The sequence below is a fragment of the Shinella sp. HY16 genome (genome assembly GCF_028534175.1).
Taxonomy (GTDB): domain Bacteria; phylum Pseudomonadota; class Alphaproteobacteria; order Rhizobiales; family Rhizobiaceae; genus Shinella.
The window spans coordinates 1,212,385-1,234,379 of record NZ_JAHYXL010000002.1 but is presented as its reverse complement, the minus strand read 5'-3'; the positions used below and the strand labels follow the sequence as shown (position 1 = coordinate 1,234,379).

20 protein-coding genes and 3 pseudogenes are annotated in these 21,995 nt (G+C 63.3%); 14 read left to right on the top strand and 9 right to left on the bottom strand.

Features of this window, described 5'->3' with window-relative positions; genetic code table 11:
• Positions 1 to 87: 87 nt before the first annotated feature.
• The 4 genes and pseudogenes from K0P03_RS26235 to istA all read right to left on the bottom strand — a co-directional run bounded on the left by K0P03_RS26235 (position 88) and on the right by istA (position 3,166).
• Positions 88 to 387, bottom strand: coding sequence for a CcdB family protein (locus tag K0P03_RS26235; protein ID WP_272791057.1), 300 nt, complete (start codon positions 385 to 387; stop codon positions 88 to 90).
• Complete coding sequence (locus tag K0P03_RS26230) at positions 387 to 623, bottom strand: type II toxin-antitoxin system CcdA family antitoxin (protein WP_272791056.1); 237 nt, start codon at positions 621 to 623, stop codon at positions 387 to 389. Before K0P03_RS26230 ends, K0P03_RS26235 begins: the two co-directional genes overlap by 1 nt.
• 291 nt (positions 624 to 914) lie before the next feature.
• Positions 915 to 1,673 (bottom strand): annotated as a pseudogene (istB, locus tag K0P03_RS26225) (IS21-like element helper ATPase IstB).
• Positions 1,670 to 3,166, bottom strand: coding sequence for an IS21 family transposase (istA, locus tag K0P03_RS26220; protein WP_272791055.1), 1,497 nt, complete (start codon positions 3,164 to 3,166; stop codon positions 1,670 to 1,672). Before istA ends, istB begins: the two are co-directional and overlap by 4 nt.
• A gap of 121 nt (positions 3,167 to 3,287) precedes the next feature.
• Here istA and K0P03_RS26215 point away from each other — a divergent pair.
• From K0P03_RS26215 to K0P03_RS26190, 6 genes and pseudogenes are all read left to right on the top strand, one after another.
• Positions 3,288 to 4,196: pseudogene (locus K0P03_RS26215) on the top strand (histidine kinase); the annotation flags it as partial.
• Positions 4,193 to 4,837, top strand: coding sequence for a response regulator transcription factor (locus K0P03_RS26210; RefSeq protein WP_272791054.1), 645 nt, complete (start codon positions 4,193 to 4,195; stop codon positions 4,835 to 4,837). The pseudogene K0P03_RS26215 and the gene K0P03_RS26210, both read left to right, overlap by 4 nt.
• A gap of 130 nt (positions 4,838 to 4,967) precedes the next feature.
• Positions 4,968 to 5,516 carry a TRAP transporter small permease subunit gene (locus K0P03_RS26205; RefSeq protein WP_130519225.1) on the top strand — a complete coding sequence of 183 codons (549 nt, stop codon included), beginning with the start codon at positions 4,968 to 4,970 and terminating at the stop codon, positions 5,514 to 5,516.
• Positions 5,517 to 5,534: 18 nt separating this feature from the next.
• Entirely contained in the window at positions 5,535 to 7,106 is a 1,572-nt protein-coding gene (locus K0P03_RS26200) for a TRAP transporter large permease (RefSeq protein ID WP_272791053.1), read from the top strand.
• Positions 7,107 to 7,172: 66 nt separating this feature from the next.
• Positions 7,173 to 7,742 (top strand): annotated as a pseudogene (locus K0P03_RS26195) (twin-arginine translocation signal domain-containing protein); the annotation flags it as partial.
• 91 nt (positions 7,743 to 7,833) lie between these two features.
• Positions 7,834 to 8,703, top strand: coding sequence for a bile acid:sodium symporter family protein (locus K0P03_RS26190; protein WP_272791052.1), 870 nt, complete (start codon positions 7,834 to 7,836; stop codon positions 8,701 to 8,703).
• Between the two features lie 25 nt (positions 8,704 to 8,728).
• Here K0P03_RS26190 and K0P03_RS26185 read toward each other — a convergent pair whose 3' ends face one another.
• Positions 8,729 to 9,550 carry an AraC family transcriptional regulator gene (locus K0P03_RS26185; protein WP_272791051.1) on the bottom strand — a complete coding sequence of 274 codons (822 nt, stop codon included), beginning with the start codon at positions 9,548 to 9,550 and terminating at the stop codon, positions 8,729 to 8,731.
• A gap of 63 nt (positions 9,551 to 9,613) precedes the next feature.
• Between K0P03_RS26185 and K0P03_RS26180 the strand changes: the two genes are divergently transcribed.
• From K0P03_RS26180 to K0P03_RS26170, 3 genes are read left to right on the top strand one after another with little or no spacing between them, the layout of a single operon-like run.
• Positions 9,614 to 10,591: a DMT family transporter gene (locus K0P03_RS26180; RefSeq protein ID WP_272791050.1), complete on the top strand. Its 978-nt coding sequence runs from the start codon at positions 9,614 to 9,616 to the stop codon at positions 10,589 to 10,591.
• Positions 10,588 to 10,809 carry a hypothetical protein gene (locus tag K0P03_RS26175; protein WP_156334135.1) on the top strand — a complete coding sequence of 74 codons (222 nt, stop codon included), beginning with the start codon at positions 10,588 to 10,590 and terminating at the stop codon, positions 10,807 to 10,809. Before K0P03_RS26180 ends, K0P03_RS26175 begins: the two co-directional genes overlap by 4 nt.
• The gene (locus K0P03_RS26170) at positions 10,802 to 12,526 is read left to right on the top strand and encodes an ABC transporter ATP-binding protein (protein WP_272791049.1); all 1,725 of its coding nucleotides are present in this window, start codon (positions 10,802 to 10,804) and stop codon (positions 12,524 to 12,526) included. The genes K0P03_RS26175 and K0P03_RS26170 overlap by 8 nt, the downstream gene beginning before the upstream one ends.
• Before the next feature lie 24 nt (positions 12,527 to 12,550).
• Here K0P03_RS26170 and K0P03_RS26165 read toward each other — a convergent pair whose 3' ends face one another.
• The 4 genes from K0P03_RS26165 to K0P03_RS26150 all read right to left on the bottom strand — a co-directional run bounded on the left by K0P03_RS26165 (position 12,551) and on the right by K0P03_RS26150 (position 16,684).
• Entirely contained in the window at positions 12,551 to 13,093 is a 543-nt protein-coding gene (locus tag K0P03_RS26165) for a DoxX family protein (RefSeq protein WP_272791048.1), read from the bottom strand.
• Positions 13,094 to 13,255: 162 nt separating this feature from the next.
• Positions 13,256 to 14,953: an amidohydrolase gene (locus K0P03_RS26160; protein WP_272791047.1), complete on the bottom strand. Its 1,698-nt coding sequence runs from the start codon at positions 14,951 to 14,953 to the stop codon at positions 13,256 to 13,258.
• A gap of 88 nt (positions 14,954 to 15,041) precedes the next feature.
• Complete coding sequence (locus K0P03_RS26155) at positions 15,042 to 15,722, bottom strand: hydrolase (RefSeq protein WP_272791046.1); 681 nt, start codon at positions 15,720 to 15,722, stop codon at positions 15,042 to 15,044.
• A 95-nt stretch (positions 15,723 to 15,817) separates the two neighbouring features.
• Positions 15,818 to 16,684: a pirin family protein gene (locus K0P03_RS26150; protein ID WP_272791045.1), complete on the bottom strand. Its 867-nt coding sequence runs from the start codon at positions 16,682 to 16,684 to the stop codon at positions 15,818 to 15,820.
• Between the two features lie 125 nt (positions 16,685 to 16,809).
• On the opposite strand from K0P03_RS26150, the gene K0P03_RS26145 reads away from it, so the two are divergent.
• The 5 genes from K0P03_RS26145 (at position 16,810) to K0P03_RS26125 (ending at position 21,979) form a co-directional block, all read left to right on the top strand.
• Positions 16,810 to 17,739 carry a LysR family transcriptional regulator gene (locus K0P03_RS26145; protein ID WP_272791044.1) on the top strand — a complete coding sequence of 310 codons (930 nt, stop codon included), beginning with the start codon at positions 16,810 to 16,812 and terminating at the stop codon, positions 17,737 to 17,739.
• Between the two features lie 256 nt (positions 17,740 to 17,995).
• Positions 17,996 to 18,319: a hypothetical protein gene (locus K0P03_RS26140; RefSeq protein ID WP_272791043.1), complete on the top strand. Its 324-nt coding sequence runs from the start codon at positions 17,996 to 17,998 to the stop codon at positions 18,317 to 18,319.
• Between the two features lie 165 nt (positions 18,320 to 18,484).
• Entirely contained in the window at positions 18,485 to 19,432 is a 948-nt protein-coding gene (locus tag K0P03_RS26135; protein WP_272791042.1) for a substrate-binding domain-containing protein, read from the top strand.
• An 80-nt stretch (positions 19,433 to 19,512) separates the two neighbouring features.
• Positions 19,513 to 21,012, top strand: coding sequence for a sugar ABC transporter ATP-binding protein (locus tag K0P03_RS26130; protein ID WP_272791041.1), 1,500 nt, complete (start codon positions 19,513 to 19,515; stop codon positions 21,010 to 21,012).
• On the top strand, positions 21,002 to 21,979 hold the full coding sequence (locus K0P03_RS26125) for an ABC transporter permease (protein WP_272791040.1): 978 nt from the start codon (positions 21,002 to 21,004) through the stop codon (positions 21,977 to 21,979). The genes K0P03_RS26130 and K0P03_RS26125 overlap by 11 nt, the downstream gene beginning before the upstream one ends.
• Positions 21,980 to 21,995: the final 16 nt, after the last annotated feature.

The following is a 21,995-nucleotide window of genomic DNA, read 5'->3' as shown; positions in this document are numbered from 1 at the left end:
CGGAACGATTGCTTGAATTATACAGCAGCGGCCTCATCCGGCTAAACTAAGTTGATGTGACAAGCCCGTAATACAGGCGCAGGTGCCTCAAAACCCGACGAGCACCATGTCGAGGGCAAGCATGATTTCGGCGTCCTGCCCCGCAAGGCTGGTGACCGGGTTTCGCAACAATTTACGGGGAATGGCCGCCATGAACTGAGTGACCATGGTGTGGGGTTCGTCCCCGATAGCAAATACTGGATTGAGGCGTTTGGCTGGCAGCGGCGCCTGCGCCGAAGGTAGCAGCGGCACCACGATCCGCGTGTTCAACTCGTGCAGAACATCCGCCTGAACATCGAGCACATAACCTGTTCCGCCCGGATTGGCATGGACATCACAGCGTGCCATCAGAACTGTCGGTATTGATCCAGGGGCGAGCCGTGCGCCTCGGTCCATGCGTTCGAGCTGGCCAGAGCGTCGGCGTTCTCGCGCTGCCATGCCCGGGCCTTCGCGTCAGCGACGGCGCGTCGCAAACCGGCCTCTGCCGCTTCCGACAGGTTTATCCCAAACGATCTTGCTTCCATCAGCAAAGATGGATCGAGTGTCAGGTTGGTCGGCTTTCTGATGGTGGATTGGCCTTGCATGTGGTCCCTCTGTCTTGCGCATCATGCATACGCATGACAGCTCCGGCAAGGCTTGCGGCCACAACTCCACCTCGTCCTAGCGATCTTGTGCGCCACGGCGAAGAAATACGCCGACGTCTATTGGCGAGAAGGAGGATTTGTCATCCACGACAATCTACTGTCAACGGCGGAGTAAAAACCGGCCACGGGGCGGAGCAAAAGTCGGCCACTGTGGCGCCGGCCTGAGACCGCCGGGAGGGCATAGCCCGAGCGGGGGTCTCAGGCCGGCGCGGCGATTTTTTCAGGAGCGTTTCAGCCGGCCTTTCGGGCGCGACTTTGTGCGAGACGATAGCTGTCGCCGTTCATCTCGAGGATGTTGACGTGGTGGGTGATGCGATCGAGCAGCGCGCCGGTGAGACGTTCGGATCCCAGTGTTTCCGTCCATTCATCGAAGGGCAAATTGCTGGTGATCAGGGTGGCACCGTGCTCATAGCGTTGCGAGATCAGCTCGAACAGCAATTCCGCCCCGGTCTTCGACAACGGCACAAAACCCAGCTCGTCGATGATGAGCAGCTTGTAGGCTGCCATCTGCTTCTGGAACCGAAGCAGACGCCGCTCATCACGCGCCTCCATCATCTCGCTGACCAGGGCCGCCGCCGTCGTGAAGCCGACGGACAGGCCCTTCTGGCAGGCGGCCAGGCCGAGGCCGAGAGCGACATGCGTCTTTCCCGTGCCGCTCGGGCCCAGCGCAATGACGTTCTCGCGGCGCTCGATCCATTCGCAACGGGAAAGCTCTAGCACCTGCATCTTGTTCAGCTTGGGGATGGCTGTGAAGTCGAAGCTGTCGAGGCTTTTGACGACCGGGAATTTGGCCGCCTTGATCCGACGTTCGACCTTGCGGCGGTCCCGTTCGATCATTTCCCGTTCGGCAAGCCGGAACAGGTAGCCGACGTGATCGACGCCTTCGGTGGCGCATAGCCGAGCCAGCTTCTGGTGCTAGCGCTGGAAGGTCGGCAGCTTGAGGGTTTTGAGATAGTGGCCAAGCAGGATCTCTGGCGCGTCGCTGCTCATGCCGCTTCTCCCGCATCAGACGACAGGAGGCGCATATACGCCTTTGCAGACGTCTTCTCGACCGTCGCCCTCGGCAGGTAGGGATAGATCGCCAGGTCCAGTCGTGGTGGCCGGCGCTCGACCCGGCACAGGATCAGATGCTTGACCGCATCGAAGCCGATCGCGCCGAGTTGAATGGCCTGCTTAACGGCCGCATGCAGGTCGGCAAGGTCGAAGCTTTCCAGCAGGCGCAGAACCTGCACGTATTCCCGCCGCCCATGCTTGGCCATGCGGCCTTCCATCAGCCGGCGCAGCGTCGCGAACTCGTCTGGCAGATCCCAGCCCTGCAACGGAGCCGCCTGATCCAGGGAGTTGATCTTCTGCTCGATCAGCGGCAGGTAATGAATGGGATCGAAGACGACGTCTTCCCGTTCCCAGCATCGCGGATGACGCGTGATGATCTCGCCGCGACAGCCGATCACCACCTGATCGACATAGCCCCGGACCCAGACGTCCTGATGGCCGTAGGCGACCGGTACGGAATAGTCGTTGGTCTTGTAGCGGACGAGCGACTGGGCTGTCACAACAGCGCTGGCCTGGTCGCAGGCATCAAACGGCGACGCCGGCAAGGGACGCATGGCCGCAAGATCGCGCTGCAGCCGTTCGCCAATCGTCTCGCTCTCGCCCCGCAGCTTGTCGCGCTGGCGTTTGCGGCACTGCTCTTCCAGAAAAGCATTGAACGCATCCCATGTCGGGAATTGTGGGATCGGTACCATGAAGTTGCGACGGGCATAGCCCACGAGACCCTCGACATTCCCTTTATCGTTGCCCTTTCCCGGACGGCCGTAGCGATCCCGGATCAGGTAGTGGGACAGGAAGCCGCTGAACAGCGCTGCCCGCTTGCGTATTCCGTCGGGCAGGATCTTGGCGACAAGGCAACGGTCATTGTCATAGACGATCGACTGCGGCACGGCCCCGAAGAACGCAAAGGCGTGGACATGACCATCCACCCAGGCTTCGGCCACTGCCGCAGGATAGGCACGCACATAGCATCCGTCGCTATGAGGAAGATCCAGCACAAAGAAGCGTGCCTTCTGCTCGATACCGCCGATTACCACCGTCGCTTCGCCGAAATCGGCCTGCGCATGGCCCGGTGGATGCGACAGCGGCACGAACACCTCCTGGCGGCGTTGATCCCGCTCGCGCATATAATCCTTGATGATAGTGTAGCCGCCGGTGAAGCCGCACTCGTCACGAAGCCGGTCGAAAACCCGTTTGGCAGTATGCCGCTGCTTGCGCGGCATCACCATGTCAGCTTCCAGCCACTGCTCGATCGTCGAAACGAATGCATCCAGCTTCGGACGACGGATCGGCGAACGTCGCTGATAGCCAGGCGGTGTCGAATACGACAGCATCTTGGCCACGCTGTCGCGCGATACGTTGAAATGCTTAGCTGCCTGACGCTGCGTCATCCCTTCGGAAACAGCCAGGCGAACCCTCAAATAAAGTTCCACGGTGTAGATCCCCTGTCCCTCCTGCGTTCATTGCAGAAAGGAAATAGGTGGCCGGATTTTACTCCGCCCGCGGCTGGACTATTCCGCCGCTACCGTGGCCGACTTTTCCACCGCCGCTCTCATGTCCTTTGCCATGGGGCTCGACAAGTGGCAGTGGATGCTGGGAACAGGCGTCTATCTCGATGATGTCTTCGCTCAGACGGCGGCAGCGAAAGCGGACCTTCGCGAAAAGATCGGCCACACCTTCCTCGTTGTCGCATTCATCGCTGTACCGGCCGTGATGGTGGTGTTCGCCACGTGCATGCTCGTCACGCTGCGCGAGCGGCGCATGGCGGACGGCAAGCTCAAGGCGCTGACGCAGCGTATCATCGACACGCAGGAAGAAGAGCGCGCGCGGCTCGCCCGTGAACTGCATGACGGCATATCGCAGAACCTCGTCGGTGTACGCTATGCCATCGACCTTGCGGGCCGAAAGGTCCGCAACCACACCGACGATGCGTCCGGTGCCATTGAAAAAGGGGTGGAGGCCCTGAACGGCGCCATCAAGGAGGTTCGTCGGCTGTCGCACGATCTGAGACCCCCTGCGCTGGACGACCTTGGCCTGACGGCGGCCCTGACGGCGCTCAGCAACCATTTTTCCGAACGGACCGGCATCCACACCGTGCTGGAGGCTGATGCCGGCAAGGACAGGCTGAAGCCCGAGGCGAGCACCGCTCTCTACCGCGTGGCGCAGGAAGCACTGAACAATATCGAGCGCCATTCCGGCGCCGGGAAAGTCCAGATCAAGCTCTGGAGCGCCCGTGGCCGTATGCGCATGACGGTCGCCGATGACGGCAACGGTTTTGAAGAAGCTGCCGGCGGAATCCGGGACGGCCACCAAGGTGGTCTCGGCCTTCGCAACATGCAGGAGCGTATGGCGCATTTCGGTGGCATCCTGATGGTCAGGAGCACGTCGGATGGAACGGTGCTGACCGCGATGATGCCGCTTTCGGCCAATGCCAGTGCGGAAAAACAGGTGGAGGCCGCATGAGCGGGATCAAACCGATCAAGGTTGTCCTCATCGACAACCACCCGCTGGTTCTCGACGGTCTTCGCGCCGTGCTCGAAACCTTCCCGCACATAGAGGTCGTCGGCACGGCGGGGCTGGCGCTGACGGGGTTGGAAGTCGCGATCAGGACCAATCCGGCGGTGGTGCTGATCGATATCAACATGCCGAAACTCAGCGGCATCGAAGCCATCGAGCTGTTCAAGGCGAAGCTGCCGGACTGCCGCATCGTGATGCTGTCCATGCATGACAGCCGCGAATACATCTCGGCGTCGGTGCTGCACGGTGCGTCTGGCTATATCCTCAAGGACGTTTCCACGGACGAGATCGTTACGGCGATCGAGACCGTTGCCGCAGGGCGGACCTATTTCTCGTCCGGCGTTTCCGACGTTCTTCTCGAACGCCGGCCGAACGAGCCGGCCAATCCGCTGACCACCCGCGAGCACGACGTGCTGATGCTTTTGGCATCCGGCAAGAGCAACCGCGAGATCGCCCAGTCGCTTTCCCTTTCCGAGGCGACGGTCGAAACACATCGCAAGAACATCAAGAAGAAGCTCGGAATTTCCACGACTGCCGGTCTCATTCGCTACGCGATCGACAGCGGTTTTAGTCCCCCAGACAGCTGATGTCGGCGCCTACCCACTACTGGGTAGGCGTTTTTATTTGGCGACCCTGCCTATCTTGTTCCCCTCACAAGGACGCCATACGACTCCCCGCGACGGTCGGCGGAGGGTGCCGGCTGGGGAGGAATTCATCATGTCCGGCCTATTGTCGCTGTCGCGCGCTGTCGACGCGCTCAACACGTTTATTGGAAAGTCGGTGTCGTGGCTGTTGCTTGTTGCGGTGCTGATCAGTGCCGTCAATGCCGTCACACGCAAACTGTTCAACCTGAGTTCCAACGCCTGGTTGGAAGCGCAGTGGTATCTGTTTTCCGCTGTCTTCCTGATCGCGGCCGCCTATACGCTGCTGAGCAGCGAGCACGTCAAGGTCGATCTGGTTTACGGCCATATGCCGCGCAAGGTCCAGCTCTGGGTCGAGATCCTCGGCACGCTCTTCTTCCTGTTTCCCTTCTGCCTGATCACCATCTACCTCTCCTGGCCGATCGTGATCTCGAAGTTTCTGAGCGGCGAGGTGTCGAACAACACCGGTGGCCTGCTGCTCTGGCCGGTCTGGGCGCTGATCCCCCTCGGCTTCGGCCTGCTGGCGCTGCAAGGCGTCTCAGAGCTGATCAAGCGCATCGCGATCCTGCGGGGCGACATGCCCGATGCGACGGCCCTTGCCGACGCCGACGCCCAGACGCTCTAACGCCAGGAGCCCGTATCCATGTTTGCTTTCTTCGCGGAAAATCTCGCGCCCATCATGTTCCTGTCGCTGATCGTCGTGCTGCTGATGGGCTATCCCGCCGCCTTTGCACTGGCCTTCGTCGGCTTCGGCTTCGGCTTCATCGGCATCGAAATGGGCCTTTTGCCGATCAACCTCTTCGGCGCCATACCGGACCGGATCTTCGGCCAGATGTCGAACGAAACATTGCTGGCCATTCCCTTCTTCACCTTCATGGGGCTGATCCTGGAGAGAAGCGGCATGGCGGAGGATCTGCTTGATACGATCGGGCAGCTGTTCGGCCCGATCCGTGGCGGGCTTGCCTTCGCGGTAATCTTCGTTGGCGCCATTCTTGCGGCCACCACCGGCGTTGTCGCGGCCTCGGTCATCTCGATGGGGCTGATCTCGCTGCCGATCATGCTGCGTTACGGCTACGACCGGCGCGTGGCAGCCGGCACGATCGCGGCGTCCGGGACCCTGGCGCAGATCATCCCGCCGAGCCTGGTGCTGATCATCCTTGCCGATCAGCTCGGCCGCTCGGTCGGTGACATGTACAAGGGCGCACTGGTGCCCGGCTTGCTGCTTGTCGCGATCTATGCGGGCTATATCATTTTCATGTCCTATCTGCAGCCTTCGAGTGTCCCGGCGCTGCCGCCGGAGGCCCGCACGCTGCGCGGATGGAAGCTCGCCCGCAAGGTGGTCACATCGCTGGTGCCGCCGCTCGTGCTGATCTTCCTGGTGCTTGGCACGATTTTCATCGGCCTTGCGACGCCCACCGAAGGCGGCGCCATGGGTGCGGTCGGCGCGCTCATTCTGGCTGCCAGCAACCGCCGACTCGATCTCGCCATGATAAAGTCGGCGCTTTACGCCACCGCAAAACTGTCGTCCTTCGTGATCTTTATCCTGCTCGGCGCACGCGTCTTCTCGCTCACATTCTATGGCGTCGACGGCCATATCTGGGTCGAGCATCTGATGACCTCGATCCCTGGCGGGGAAATCGGCTTTCTTATCGTCGCCAACCTGCTGGTCTTCTTCCTGGCCTTCTTCCTCGATTATTTCGAGCTGGCCTTCATCATCATCCCGCTTCTGGCGCCGGTCGCCGATGCGCTCGGCATCGATCTCATCTGGTTCGGCGTGATGCTGGCGATCAACATGCAGACGTCTTTCATGCACCCGCCCTTCGGCTTTTCGCTGTTCTATCTGCGTTCCGTGGCCCCCAGTCGCGCCTACAAGGACAGAGTGACCGGAGCGACCATCCAGCCGGTGACGTCGGGCCAGATCTACATGGGGGCCTTGCCGTTCCTCGGGATCCAGCTGTTCATGGTTGCCGTCGTCGTCGCGTTCCCGGGTCTTGTCACCCACTACAAGTCCGGCCAGGCAGCCGTCGATCCTGCAGCGATCAAGCTGAACGTACCGATGCCCGGCGCAGAGGGCGAAAATCCTTTCGGAACACCGACGCAGCCCTTTGGCGCCCCCGAAACGTCCGGCGACAGTTCGACGCCGTCCTTTGGAACGGAGACGCCTGAATTCGGGTCGCCGCAGCCCAGCTTCGGCCAACCCGCACAGTCCAACTGACCCCAACCAACAATCCGGACGCACATCCGTGCAGGCCGGACCACGCAGCCACCTGAGGAGGAAACGATGACTGATATCTTGAACCGCCGTAATTTTCTGACCAAGGGCGCACTCGGCGGCGCAGCAGCGGTCGCCGGCGCGTCACTCGCTGCACCCGCAATCGCCCAGGACCTTCCGACCCTGAAATGGCGCCTGACCTCTGGATTTCCGAACAACCTCGACACCATCTACGGCGGGGCCGTCGTCATGGCCGAAGCGCTGTCGAAGATGACTGAGGGCAAATTCCAGATCCAGGTCTTCCAGGCGGGTGAACTGGTGCCCGGTCCGCAGGCGATCGACGCGGTGCAGAGCAACACCGTGGAAATCGCCCACACCTGCGGCTACTACTTCACCGGCAAGAACCCGACCTTCGCGATCGGGTCGACGATCCCCTTCGGCCTCAACGCCCGTCAGCAGAACGCCTGGCTCTACCACGGCGGCGGCAACGAACTGTACGACGAGTTCCTGTCGGAATACGGCATCGTCGGCAAGCCGGGCGGTGGCACCGGTGCGCAGATGGGGGGCTGGTTCCGCAATGAAATCAAGTCGGTCGACGACCTCAAGGGGACCAAGATGCGCATTGCCGGCGTGGCAGGTTCCCGTCACGCCGGTTGCATTCGGAAGACGGATGCAGCAAAGCTAGGCGGCCAGGCCGGACCGCCGCGCCTCTGTTGGAAAGAGCCGTTGCATGGAACAGTCCGCCCTCATTGACATCGGCCTACCGATCGCCGTGTTTATCATCATGACCGGCATCGGCATGACGCTTGCTCCGGTCGATTTCCAGCGTGTGGCCACGCAGCCGAAGGCCCTGGTCTGGGGTATCGTCGCCGCGCTCCTGGTGATGCCGCTGGTGGCCCTTGTGCTCGCCACGGTCATGGGCCTGCCGCCGGAAATCGCCGTCGGCCTCGTCGTCGTCGCCGCCTGCCCGATCGGCACCACGTCCAGCCTGTTCTCCTATCTTGCAAGGGGAGACCTGGCCCTGTCGATTGCCCTGAGCGCCGTCGGCAGCCTGGTGGCCATCGCGACGCTGCCGCTTTTCGCCAATTTCGCGATCGAGCGCTTCAGCCAGGGCGATGCCCGGGTTTACCTTCCGGTGTTGCGCACGATCGGGGTGATGATCGCCATCATCCTGTTTCCGGTGATGGTCGGCATGGGCATCCGGCAGAAGGCCCCCGGTTTTGCCGCGCGTGCCGAAAAACTGGTCGGCGCATTCGGCCTCCTGGTGCTCGTCGCCCTGATCGTCGGTATCGGCATTTCGGTCTATCAACGATGGGTGGAGATCCTCGTCAGCGCAGGGCCGGCCGTCATCGCCCTCGTTATCTGCGCCGTCGCAGTCGGCCTCCTGGGATCGCGCGCCCTCGGCCTTTCGGCTGCCGAGGCGGTCACGGTGACCCTTTCCATCAGTATTCGAAACGCGGCGATCGGCATGGTCCTTGCGATCACGATGATGCATTCGCCGGAAATCGCCGTGCCGCCCGCCCTGTTCGGCCTTTTGATGTACGCGACCGGCTTCAGCCTCGTCGCCTATGGTCGCAGGACCATAAAAGCCCCGGCCTGAAGGCCGTGCAGCATGCCGATGCGCCTCACCGCGCCGAGACGCGGTAGTCGTCCGGCGTTACGCCCGTCATGCGCTTGAACATCGCGATGAAGGACGAGGCGTTGCTGTAGCCGAGGGCGGCGGAAATGTGCTCGACGGTGTCGTTCGCCTCCAGCATCGACATGGCCTGCACCACCCGCAGACGCTGCTTCCATTCGGTGAACGGCATGCCGAGATCGCGCAGGCAGCGGCGGATGAGGGTCCGCTCTGCCAGTCCCGCCAGCCGCGCATGCTCGGCAAGGGAGCGGTTGTCGGCTGGGTTGTCCTGAAGACGGGCGAGCGCGGCTTCAAGCGCCGGGTCTGTCGACCACGGCAGGTAGGTTCCTACCCGCGGCGCTGCCGCGATGAGATCGATGACGACCTGGAGAAAGCGCAGGTGCTCCGCCGCGCCCGGGTCTGCACCATCTCCGGCGCGCAGGTGCTCGAGCATGGCCCTCAGAAGCGGGCTGACTTCGAGAGCGGTGGTTTCCTGCGGCAGGCGTCCGCACAGCGAGGGATCGACATAGAGCGAGCAGTGCACCGCGGCATGCCGGTTCAGCCCCCGGTGCTCGATGTCCGGCGGCAGCCAGACGGCATATTGCGGCGGCGCGAGATAGTGCCCGTCCTTCAGGCTCACCTCCATCATGCCGCTGTAGGAATAGACGAATTCGCCCCAGGGATGGCTGTGCTGCGGATAGGTGGCGTTCTGCGGCATCTGCGCGGAGCGGAAGTAGAGCGGGTGGGGCAGGGCACTGCGAAAGGGCACGTCGCGGAAATGTGCACCGCGGTCCGCCCGGTTGCCTGTCAGGCTCTCGATACCGACTGTCATGAACTCATTATATCCGCCTTATCTGCCAAATGCTATCCCAGCCGCATCATCGGAGCACGCATCTTGGACAGCCGCAAATCTATCGACGTCACCGCGGTCGGCATCATGGTCGCCGTCTGCCTCATCTGGGCCTTCCAGCAGATCGGCCTGAAGTCCACGGCCGTCTTTGCCGCGCCGGTCCTGCAGATCGGCCTGCGATCGGGGATCGCCGCCATGCTCGTCTTTGCGCTTGTTTGCGCGCGCCGGCAGCGCCTGGAGTTCTGGGGCAGAACGGCCGGCCTGGGCATTCTCGCAGGCCTGCTGTTTGCCGTGGAGTTCTTTCTGGTCGGTGAGGCGCTGAAGCATACGTCTGCCTCCCATGTCGTGGTCTTTCTCTATACCGCGCCGATCTTCGCGGCGCTCGGCCTGCATGGAAAGCTCCCTTCGGAGCGCCTTTCCGCGGTGCAGTGGGGCGGCATAGCCGTGGCGACGGCCGGTATCGCCTTCGCCTTCCTCGCGCCGCAGGGCAGCGGGCAGGGCCCCGCCGATCTCGGCGCTATGCTGTGGGGCGACGGTCTGGCGCTGTTGGCGGGCGCGGCCTGGGGGCTGACGACGGTCCTGATCCGGACGACGCGGCTGAGCACGGCGCCGGCCACCCATGTGCTGTTCTACCAGCTCGCCACCGCCTTCCTTGCCCTGACGGGGGCGGCGGTGCTGGCGGGCGAGGCGGGCATCGTGCCGTCAGGGCCGCTGCTTTTGAACATCGCCTTCCAGGCGGTCGTCGTCTCCTTCCTCAGCTTCCTCACCTGGTTCTGGCTGCTGACCCAGTATCGTGCCTCGCAACTCGGTGTCTTTTCCTTCATGACGCCCGTCTTCGGCGTCCTGCTGGGCGTTCTCCTGCTGGGCGAACCGCTGACGCCAGAATTCGCGATCGGCACGGCTGGCGTCGTGGCCGGGATTGTCATCGTCAGCGCCTATCCCTGGCTCGAGACCATGCTGGCCGGCACACGGTCCCGCCGCACGCCGGCAAACCTTGCCGCTGTCCGGCGCCGGAGAGATTGAACGGCCGCCACGGCGCGCTGTTGCGCTTCGGCAATGCAGGGTGCGAAACAGCGCGCCGATGCGCGGGCATGGACGCTACGGCGAGTGTCGACGGTGGTGCCAAAGGGGTGTCGCCGGCGACCGGCCAACAAAAAGAAGTGGCTTGTGTGGTAGAAGCGGCGCCGTCGATCGTCTTATCCGATGAGCACCACAACGAAAGCCCGCCTGCCTATGCCTGATCTCCTGAAGCGTTTTGCGTCCTACTACCGCCCGCACCGTGGCCTGTTCGCGTTGGATTTCTCCTCGGCGGTGGCGGCGGGTCTGCTGGAACTGGCTTTTCCCGTCGCGGTGACGCTGTTCATCGACCGCCTGCTGCCGACCGGCCGGCTCGATCTCGTCGCGCTCGCCGCCGTCGGCCTCTTCCTCATCTATCTCTTCAATGCCGGCCTGCAGGTCATCGTCACCTATTGGGGCCACATGCTCGGTATCCGCATCGAGGCGGAGATGCGCCGCAAGGCTTTCGATCACCTGCAAAAACTCTCCTTCGGCTATTTCGACAACCAGAAGACCGGCCATCTCGTGGCAAGGCTGACGAAGGATCTCGAAGAGATCGGCGAGGTCGCCCATCACGGACCGGAGGATCTCTTTATCGCGGTCATGACGCTGATCGGCGCCTTCGCCCTCATGCTCTGGGTTCATGTGCCGCTCGCCCTCATCACCGCGGTTGTCGTGCCGCTGACCGCCTTCGTCACCGCCCATTACGGTGCGCGCATGACCGCCAACTGGCATGCGCTCTACGGCCGCGTCGCCGACTTCAACGCCCGCATCGAGGAGAATGTCGGCGGCATCCGCGTCGTGCAGGCCTTCGCCAACGAGGACCACGAGCGCGAGCTCTTTGCCGAGAGCAATCGCAATTATCTCGTCACCAAGCTTCAGGCCTACAAGGTGATGGCGGCGTCCCTGTCGCTCTCCTATCTTTCCATGCGCTTCGTGCAGGTGGTGGTGATGCTGGCGGGCGCCTGGTTCGTCACGCGCGGCGAACTGTCGGCCGGCGGCTTCGTCGGCTTCCTGCTGCTGGTCGGCGTGTTCTTCCGGCCGATCGACAAGATCAATTCGATCATCGAGACCTATCCGAAGGGCATTGCCGGCTTCACGCGCTACACGCAGTTCCTCGACACCGAGCCCGACATCACCGACCGGCCCGGCGCGACGGCGGTCAGCCGCCTTCGCGGCGATATCGACTATCGCGGCGTTGGCTTCGGCTATGCTGCCGGGCGGCCGCTCTTTTCCGGACTCGACCTTTCGGTGAAGGCGGGCGAGACGGTGGCCTTCGTCGGTCCTTCGGGTGCCGGCAAGACGACGATCTGCTCGCTGCTGCCACGCTTCTATGAGGTGACCGGCGGGGTCGTCAGTATCGACGGCACCGACATCAGGGACATGACGCTGAAGTCGCTACGCTCGAACATCGGCATCGTGCAGCAGGACGTCTTCCTGTTCGCCGGCACGGTGCGCGAGAACATCGCTTATGGCCGGCTGGGAGCGGGCGAGGCGGAGATCATCGAGGCTGCCAGGCGCGCGCGCCTCGACGACGTGATCGCCAATCTTCCTGACGGTCTCGACACCGTCATCGGCGAGCGCGGCGTCAAGCTCTCCGGCGGGCAGAAGCAGCGGCTTGCGATCGCTCGCATCTTCCTGAAGAACCCGCCGATCCTGATCCTCGACGAGGCGACCTCGGCGCTGGATACGCAGACGGAGCGCGCGATCCAGCAATCGCTGGCCGAACTTTCGGCCGGACGCACGACGCTGGTCATCGCGCATCGCCTGGCGACCATCGCCAATGCCGACCGCATCCTCGTCGTCGATGACGGCCACATCGTCGAAAGCGGAAGCCATGCGGACCTCATCGCCCGCAGGAACGGACGATACCGGAACCTTCATGTCGCGCAGTCAGCCTAGGCCCGCGCATAGAGACGGAAAGTATCAGGTCGCCTCCACCATAGTTCGTATCGGGCGCCTGACGATGTATGAAGCAAGATTTTCTATGCCTGGTCGGCTCAGTGGCCTGTGTCGTTCCGATGGGCAGGATGTGTCTATAGATAACCGGGTGCGTCCATCGCGACCAGATCGCCAGGGTGCTGACCGGCTGTCGATGGCGCGCGGTCGGAGTTCGCGGCCTATCAGCCGGTCGAGTGACATCCCGCCGCCACCCCTCAGAGCGATATAGAAAAAGGCGGCAAACCACAGGGCGAACAACTGATAGTTCACACCCTGAGGGATCATGACGGTGATGAGGATCACGCCAAACAGTCCGACGAACATCGCCGCAAAAGGACGGGTCAGTAAGCCGATCGCAATCGCAATGCCGCCTAGAAATTCAAGCCAGATGACGAAGGAGGCCCAGATCTCAGCTGGCTCGAAGCCGATTTGCCGGATGATGTCGATATCCATCTGCGCGCCGTCTTCGGTGAATAGCTTTGAGGCGCCGAAGGTGGCAATCATAGCGCCTGCAATCGTGCGCAGCACCGTGTAGCCGAGCGGCGTCAGGTTGCGGTAAAGCGTTGCGAGCGGTTGAATGATCAGCGGAGTCTTTGAATCTTCGAGCGTGGTCTCTCATATGTGTTTCGATTGAGGTCCGAGGACTTTGATAAGGGTTCCATCGACCAATCTGCCCCTCGTCAGTTCCAGTTATCGAGCGTCCGCCGGCGAGGCGGCGAGGCGGTCGTGTACGACCTTGCCATCGACGATGGTCAGCAGAGAACGGATGGTGTCGATCTCCTCCGCCGGCATGCCGAGGAACGGTTTGTCGAGCACCGCAAGGTCTGCCAACTTTGCCTCGGCAAGCACGCCCCGTTGCTGCTCTGCAAAACCGATCCAGGCCGCGTTCCGCGTGTAGAGCTGCAGGGCCTCCTCCCGCGAGAGACGCTGGCGCTCCGGTTTCTGGATGGCGCCGCCCAGCGACCGGCCGGTCACGTGATATTCGATGGCCTGCCAGACGCCGAAGACGCCGATGCGTGTTGAATCCGTACCGCCGGCGACGAGGATGCTCCGATCGAGAGCCCCGCGTGTCGGTGGCGAGCTGGCCGCGACCGCTTCGCCATTCGCCTCCCGGATGGCCGGGCCCTCGAAGTAGGGTCCCATCTGGACCGTGAAGGACAGACCGAGCGCCTTCATTCGGTCCAGCGTACGCTCCGAGCCGGTGTTGAGGTGGGCTATGGCCCAGCGCAGGTCCTTCAGCGGATGGTTTTTGTCGACACCCTCGAAAACGTCGAGGATCGCGCCTGCGGCATCGTCGGTATAGGCATGTATTTCCAGTGGAATATGCCGCTCGGCAGCAAACTCCGCGACGGTCCGGAGCGCATCTCTGGCCTCCTTCGACGGGGCAAAGCCCGGCCCCATCTGCACGCCGTCGTTCATGGCGGCGACGATGGATTCGCCGATGCCGACGAAGCTGACGAGACCTGCCTCATAATGCGGTTGGCGGAACGCCATGACGTCACGAAACCATTGCGCTTCCTCGCCCGGCTTCATGGCGGGGATCCGGTAGCCGGCGCGGATGGTGAGCTTGCCTTCGCGCTGCAGAGCGAAGAGCGTTTCATAGCTGGAGGCGGGCCCTGCCGAAGGATCGATGAAGCCGGTCATGCCGGCGCTGTTGAGCGCGGTGAAGAAGGCTTGCAGACTGGCTTTCCTATGCGGTTCATCCTGCGCCGCAATCTGTGCGAAAAGGGCGTTGTAGGAACCGATATGTCCGAGCAGCTTGCCTGTCGCCTTGCCGTCCGGGCCGCGCTCGATGGTAATGCCGGGCGGGACGGCAGGGTCGGCGCTGTCGAGTTTCAGCGCCTCCATGCCCTTGGCATTCACGAGGGCGTAGTCGTAGAGGTACTGGATGTAGACCGGATGGTCCGGAACAGATTGCGTCAGCTCCGTGACGGTCGGAGCTCGCTTCTCGTCGAATTGCTCAGGAAGCCAGGAGCCGACGACGGCAACCCATTCATTCTCGCCACGTCCAAGCGCCGTTTTCCGCAGCGTTTCCAGGGCCGCCGGTAGGCTCGTTTCGCCATACCAGTAGGTTTCGAACGTGTAGGTCTGGCCGCCCCTGATGGCGTGGATATGCGTATCGACAAGGCCGGGGATGACGGTCTTTCCCTCAAGGTCTATGACGCGCGTCCCCCCGGTGGCCAGGGCCTTGATTGCCTCGTCCCCGCCGATGGCCGTGATGCGCTGACCGGTGATCGCCAACGCGCTGGCCCGTGGCCTTTCGGCGTCCATCGTGAGGACGGTGGCGTTGTGGAGAACGAGATCCGGTCCGTTTGCAAAAGCCGCGCCGGCAAGCAGGATTGAACCGACCGAGGCAAGCGTTGTGGCTGCGAACATAGATTTCATCATCGTCGATATCCTCGATGAATGGCGTGGGGGGACGGTCAAGCATGCTGCTGGAAAGGCGACGGGTTTCCCCGCCGCCTTTCCTTGGAGGTCAGCCGCGCTGAGAGTCGAGCTGTTCGTGGTTCTTCTCGACGTCCTGCGCCTTGAGATAGCTCTCGATCAGCAGCTGATAGGCCGGGAAGATCTTGGTGTAGATGTTCGCCCATTCCTGGGCGTCGTCACGGTGCCATGTCTTCTGCAGCTCGGAGGCGACAGCGGCCGTATCCATCGGCACGACGCCGGCTTGCACGACGCGGGCCAGGGTGATCTCCTGCGCCATCTTGGAATAGGTGCCGGAGGCATCGACCACGGCGAACACCTTGTAGCCGTCATAGGCTGCGCTGATCGAAGGGAAGGCCATGCAGACGCTGGTGATCGTGCCGGCGATAATCAGGGTCTTTCGGCCGGTCGCCTTGACGGCGGCCACGAAGTCCGGGTTGTCCCAGGCGTTGATCTCGCCCTTGCGGGCCACATACGTGGCATGCGGGGCGTTCTCGTGGATTTCCGGGATCAGCGGGCCGTTCGGGCCCTGCGGCACGGATGCGGTGGTGACGACCGGCATTTTGGACAGCGTCGCCATCTTGGCGAGCGCTGCGGCATGGTTGCGCAGGACCGGCATCGGCATGTCGGCGACGGTCTGGAACAGGCCGCTCTGGTGGTCGATCAGCAGCATGACGGCGTCGTCGACATCGATGACCGGGCGTTGGCCGTTGAAGTTTGCGGGAGTGCTCATGTCATTTCTCCTTGGTTGCGGTTGCAGGTGGAGGGAGGCCGGAGATATCTCCGGCCCGGTTTGCTTCGGGCGAGGCACCGAGGGCAAGCTTGGGGTCAGGCGGCGATCGTGCCGAACCTGCCGGCGCGGAAATCTGCGAAAGCCTGCTGCAGTTCTTCCGGCGTGTTCATGACGAAGGGACCGCGCATGGCGACCGGCTCGCCGAGCGGCGCACCGCTCAGCACCAGAACCGTTGCATCGCTTTCGGCCTCGAGGCTGAAGGCGCCGCCCTTGCGGTCGAGCAACACGAACTGGCCGCCGCGGGCCACCGACGCGCCGTTCACCAGAACGGAGCCGCGCGGCACGACGAACCCGGCCGTGTGGCTCTCGGGCAGGTCGAGTGAAACGTCCTTGCCCTGGTTCAGCCTGAGGTCCCACAGGTCGATCGGCGAGAAGGTGCGGGCCGGTCCCTTGTGACCTTGATAGGCACCGGCGATCACCCGCAGGCGGCCGGCCTCGTCGGCAAGCGTGACGGCTGGAATGTCGCGATCGAGCAGTGGCTGGTAGCCGGGCGTGGCATCCTTGTCCTTTGCTGGCAGGTTGACCCAGAGCTGGACCATGTCGAGCGTGCCGCCCTGACGGGTGAAGGCGGGTGAATGGAATTCCTCGTGCAGGATGCCGGCCGCGGCGGTCATCCACTGCACGTCGCCCGGTCCGATGACGCCGCCCGCACCGGTCGAGTCGCGGTGTTCGACCTCGCCCTCATAGACGATGGTCACGGTCTCGAAGCCGCGGTGCGGATGGGCCCCGACGCCACGCGGCTGGTCAGCGGGCGGGAAGGCGGTCGGGCCGGCGTGATCGAGATGCAGGAACGGGCTGACATGCTCGCCGAGCGTTGCATACGACAGCATCGAGCGGACCGGAAAACCATCACCGACCCAGTGCTGGGCCGGGCTGCTGTAGATGCCGAGGATCTTTCTCATAGGATATGGCTCCTTGGGATTTGCCGTTGGGCAATCTGTTGAACTCAATATACGGCTGCACCAAATCTGGCAGTAGACGGCAATGTCGTGCTAGTATGTCCTGAATTCAGGACAATGGAGCGGAGATGCAAGATCTCAACGACTTCCGTTTTTTCGTTGACGTGGTCGAGCAGAACGGCTTTTCCGCCGCTGCCCGCAAGCTTGGCATGCCGCGTTCACGGCTTAGCCGCCGCATCGGCCTTCTGGAGGAAAGCCTCGGCGTCCGCCTCGTGCAACGCTCCACGCGGCAGTTCATGGTGACCGAGATCGGCCAGGAGTTCTATCGTCATTGTTTGGCGATGGTCGTCGAGGCGGAGGCCGCCCAGGAGGTAATCGAGCGCATGCGTGCCGAACCGCGCGGCACGGTGAAGGTCAGCTGCCCGTCCTCGGTCATCTATTTCCAGGTGGGTGAGATGATCGCCCGCTTCATGGCCAGGCACCCTCAGGTCCATGTGCATCTCGAAAGTACCAACCGGCGTGTGGATGTCATCAAGGAGGGGTTCGACATCGCCATTCGCGTGCGTTTCCCGCCCCTCGGCGACAGCGATCTCGTGGTCCGCAAGCTTGCCGAGAGCACCCAGCGGCTCGTCGCAAGTCCCAGCCTCGTGGAGGGGTGTTTCTCCCGGCCGCTGGTTCCGGCGGATCTTACGACCATGCCGAGCCTATCCTGGGGACCTTCCACCGGCGGACACGAGTGGCGACTGGAAGGGCCACAAGGCGCAACAGCGACCGTGCCGCACGATCCGCGCCTGGTGACGGAAGACATGGTGGCGCTCCGCCAGGCCGCGCTGTCCGGCATCGGCGTGTGCCAGTTCCCGACCATGGTCGTGCAGGAGGACCTGGCGGCCGGCCGGCTCATCGACATCCTGCCGCAATGGGCGCCGCGCAGCGGCATCATCCACGCCGCCTTCCCCTCCCGCCGTGGATTGCTCCCCTCCGTGCGGGCCTTGATGGACTATCTCGCGGGCGAATATGCGGCCCTGGCCAAGGCCGAGCAGGAGAGCTATGCCCGTTGAACGTCCTTCTGCCGGAAGATGCCGTCAGGAATCGTCCGGCAAGTGGTCGAGGGCTTCCTGTGCCCGAGTGATTTCTGCCTCTTTTTCAATCGCCCAGCGACCGAGCCCGTCGCGTTCCATGCCTTTCAGCGTCAGCGTGAGCATGCGTTGCGAGATGGTGCCGATGGCCGGATGTTTCCACTTGTCCGGCAGTCATGCCTCGATTGTCTCGAGGGTCGCCGGTGAAAGGTAGCTGCCGCCGATGTCGGACAGGCCGATGCCGGCAGAAGCGACCTACGCATTGGAAGGTCGGACCTACAGCGAGAAGATCAAGCGCCGCCCTCGGCCCTATGCCAACGACGAATGTGTGCGGTTTGAAATGGACGGCGGCCGCAGCGGTCGTTGCCACCAGATGCATGCCCTATCCCGCCCGGAGAGCAGGCTGACGATGACTGCAGCGGGCGGAACGCGCAATGCGAGCGCCTTCATGTTTGTTTTCCGATGGCATCTGGGTCTGGAACTGGTGTGCCGGGCGGACAGGGTGGTCGGGGCAGAGGAACCAAAGCCGGGTTCCGCAGTCAACCTTTGTCGGCGAGCGTGAATGAATCGGCCCTGTTTCTGGCGTCGCCGCGGCGATGAAACTCTTGTAAATTAAAAAATACATGTGTAATGGTCTCGGCATGGGCTTTGGGAGCAAGCCTCGATACGAAGCCCATGTTCCATCATTCGGCGGGAGGAAGTTGCGCCCGCTCCAAGGGAGGTCACTATGAAAAAACTTGCCATGCTGCTGGCGTGCGCCGCCGCATTTGCCTTGCCCGTCGCGGCCTCGGCGCAGGATGCCGCCGGAACCGTCAAGAAGGACAGCTACCGCTTCGTCGTCGTGCCGAAGGTCGTGCATCCGTGGTTCGACAAGGTGAACGAGGGTGCGCAGGCCGCCGCGGCCGCGATCAAGGCGCAGACCGGTTCCAACGTCGAGGTCGTCTACTCGGCGCCGCAGTCCGCTGACGTCGTGCAGCAGAACCAAATCATCGACAGCGCGCTTGCGACCCAGCCCGACGGCCTGGCGCTCGACCTGCTCGATCCGTCCGGCAACCGCGCCTCGCTCGAAGAAGCGCAGAACCAGAAGATCCCGCTGGTGATCTTCGATTCGATCCCGCCGGAAGGCATGGCCATCCCCTATATCGGCTCCGATTTCTGTGAGCAGGCCAAGATCGCGGCCCGCCGCCTCGTCGAGGTTCTCGGCGGCGAAGGCGAAGTCGCCATCATGCAGGGCGTGCCGACCGCGCCGAACCATTCGATCCGCGCCGAATGCCATCGCCAGGTCTTCGCCGAACATCCGGGCATCAAGGTCGTTGCCGAAGGCATCGACAATGACAGCATCGAGACGGCGCAGCAGCAGGCGGCCGCCATCATGCAGGCGAACCCGAACCTCAAGGGCTGGGTCGCATCCGACGCCGCCGGCCCGATCGGCATCGGCCAGGCGATCGTCGAAGCCGGCAAGCAGGGCCAGGTCACCCTCGTCGGCCTCGACAACCTGCCGGAAATGCTCGACATGATCCGCGACGGCGTGGCCGACAGCTCGTCCGCCTCGCAGCCGGAGCTCCAGGGCTACTGGTCAGTCATGCTGCTCTGGGCGCAGGCGACGGGCGCCAAGGTGCCGGGCTACCTCGACACCGGCAACGCCTTCCTCACCAAGGAAAATGTGGGCGGCTGATCCGGCACGACCGGATTGACGCGAGGCGCGGGGCACTCCCCCCGCGCCTTTTCCATCTCATTCCTGTACGCAGGTGCCCCATGGCTTATCTCGAAACCCGCGGCCTTGGCCGGGACTTTCCCGGCGTGACCGCCCTTGACGGGGTCGATCTGACGATCGAACTCGGCCGCACGCACATTCTCGCCGGCGAGAACGGTGCGGGCAAATCCACCCTCGTGAAGATCCTGACCGGCACCGACCGGCCGTCCCGCGGCCAGGTGCTGATCGATGGCCGCGATCCGGCAGAGGATGCGAGCCTCTACAAGAACGTCGCCTATGTGCCGCAGGAGCTCAATCTCTTCCCGCAGATGAGCGTTGCGGAAAACCTCTTCATGCCGTTCGACAGGACGGGGCATGGCGGCCTTCTCGTCAATCGCAACGCGCTCGTCGAGGAAGCCAGGACCTATCTGGAACGCTTCGGCATCGAGGCTGATCCGCGCGATCTGGTCGCCAATATCTCCGTTTCCGACCAGCAGCTCTTGCAGATCGCCCGCGCCTGCACCAATGCCGCCATGAAGGTTCTCATCCTCGACGAACCGACGTCGTCGCTGACGCGCGTCGAGGTGGACCGCGTCTTCAAGGTCATCCGCGGCCTGCTCGACCGCGACCACGCCATCGTCTTCATCAGCCACAAGATGGACGAGGTCTTCGCCATCGGCGACGACTACACGGTGCTGCGTAACGGCGAGAAGATCGAAAGCGGCCGGATCGCCGACATTGCCGAGGCGGACCTGATCCGCGCCATGTCAGGCCGGGACCTTTCCTTCGACGAACATTTCCGCCCGAAAGGGCCGGTCACCGACACGATCATGCAGGTGCGCGGCCTTTCCGGCGCACGCTTCCACGATGTCGATTTCGAATTGCGGCGCGGCGAGATCCTCGGCTTTGCCGGGCTTGTCGGCGCCGGCCGCTCGGAAGTCATGCAGACGATCTTCGGCTTCCTGAAGGCCAAGGCCGGCAGCGTGACGGTGGACGGCAAGCCGTGGACGCTCAACGACACATCCGCCTCGGTCGATGGCGGCATGCTGTACCTCTCGGAAGAGCGCAAGCATCACGGCATCTTCCCGCTTCTGTCGCTGCGCGAAAACATCGGCATCTCCATCCTCTCGCTGACGAAAGGTGCCCTCGGCATCAGCGGCGGGCGCGAGCGCGAGGCGGTGCAGAAGATCATCGACGACTACGGCATCCGCACATCCGGCATGGGCAAGCGCATCTCGCAGCTTTCCGGCGGCAACCAGCAGAAGGCCATCATCGGCCGGGCGATGGCGACGCGGCCGCGCGTGCTGATCTTCGACGAGCCCACCAAGGGCATCGACATCCGCACCAAGACCGAGATCTACAGGATCATGAAGGGTCTGGCGGAGGAGGGCGTCGGCGTTATCCTCGTCTCATCCGAACTCGACGAACTCAAGAAATGCGCAAGCCGCATCGTGACCATGCATCACGGCCGCATCACCGGCGAGTTCGACACCACCAACACCAGCAACGAAACCCTCGTAGGCGCCATCTTCGGCACGGAGGCGAAAGCCCATGCAAACTAGTTCCACGCAAACCAGGCCCTGGGCGATCCTGTCGCGCAGCCCGCTTGCCGGCGTCTTCGTCGCGCTCGCCGTGATCTTCACGCTCTCCGCGCTGATCTCGCCCTATTTCCTCACGCCCTACAACCTGTCGGTCATCGCGCGCGGGCTTGCCTTCGTCGGTCTGATCACCATTGCGCAATCCATGCTGATGGTGCTGGGCGAACTCGACCTGTCGCTCGGCGTGATCGGCGGGCTTTGCGGCGTCATCTCCGGCATCCTCATGGTGCGGCTCGGCTTCGAGCCCTATTCGGCCATGCTGCTGGCGATCCTGCTCGGCGCCTGCCTCGGCCTCATCAACGGCCTGCTGGTGACGGTGCTGCGGCTACATTCGCTGGTGCTCACCATCGGCACGGCCGGCATTTTCGGCGGCGCCAACCTGGTTTTGACGCGCGGCGTCGCGATCACCGGCATTCCGAAGGACGTGCACTATCTCGGCCGTGGCGACCTTCTCGGCATTCCTGTGCCCTTCATCATCATGCTCGTGGCGCTGGCTGTCGCCACCTTCGTCATGCTGAAGACGCCCTTCGGCCGCTACATGTATGCGATCGGCAACAACCAGGCCGGCGCCCGCATGCTCGGCATCAAGGTCGACAAGGTGCGCCTTCTCGTCTTCACCGCCGCCGGCGCCATTGCTGCGCTCGCCGGCGTACTGATGGTCGCCCGCCTCGGCACTGCCCAGCCGTCGATCGGCGAGACCTGGGTCCTGGCGCCGATCGCCGCCTCCGTCATCGGTGGCGTCGCCACCACCGGCGGCATCGGCAGCCCGATCGGGGCGATCTTCGGTGCGGGCATCATCGCCATCATCGAGAACATCATCGTGCTCTTCGGCGTGTCGCCCTATTGGCAGGGCATCGTCTCGGGTGCGATCGTCGTGCTCGCCATTTCCTTCGACGCCGTTTCCCGCCGCTATCTCCGCCGTGACGCTTGAAGCCGACGGCCGCATC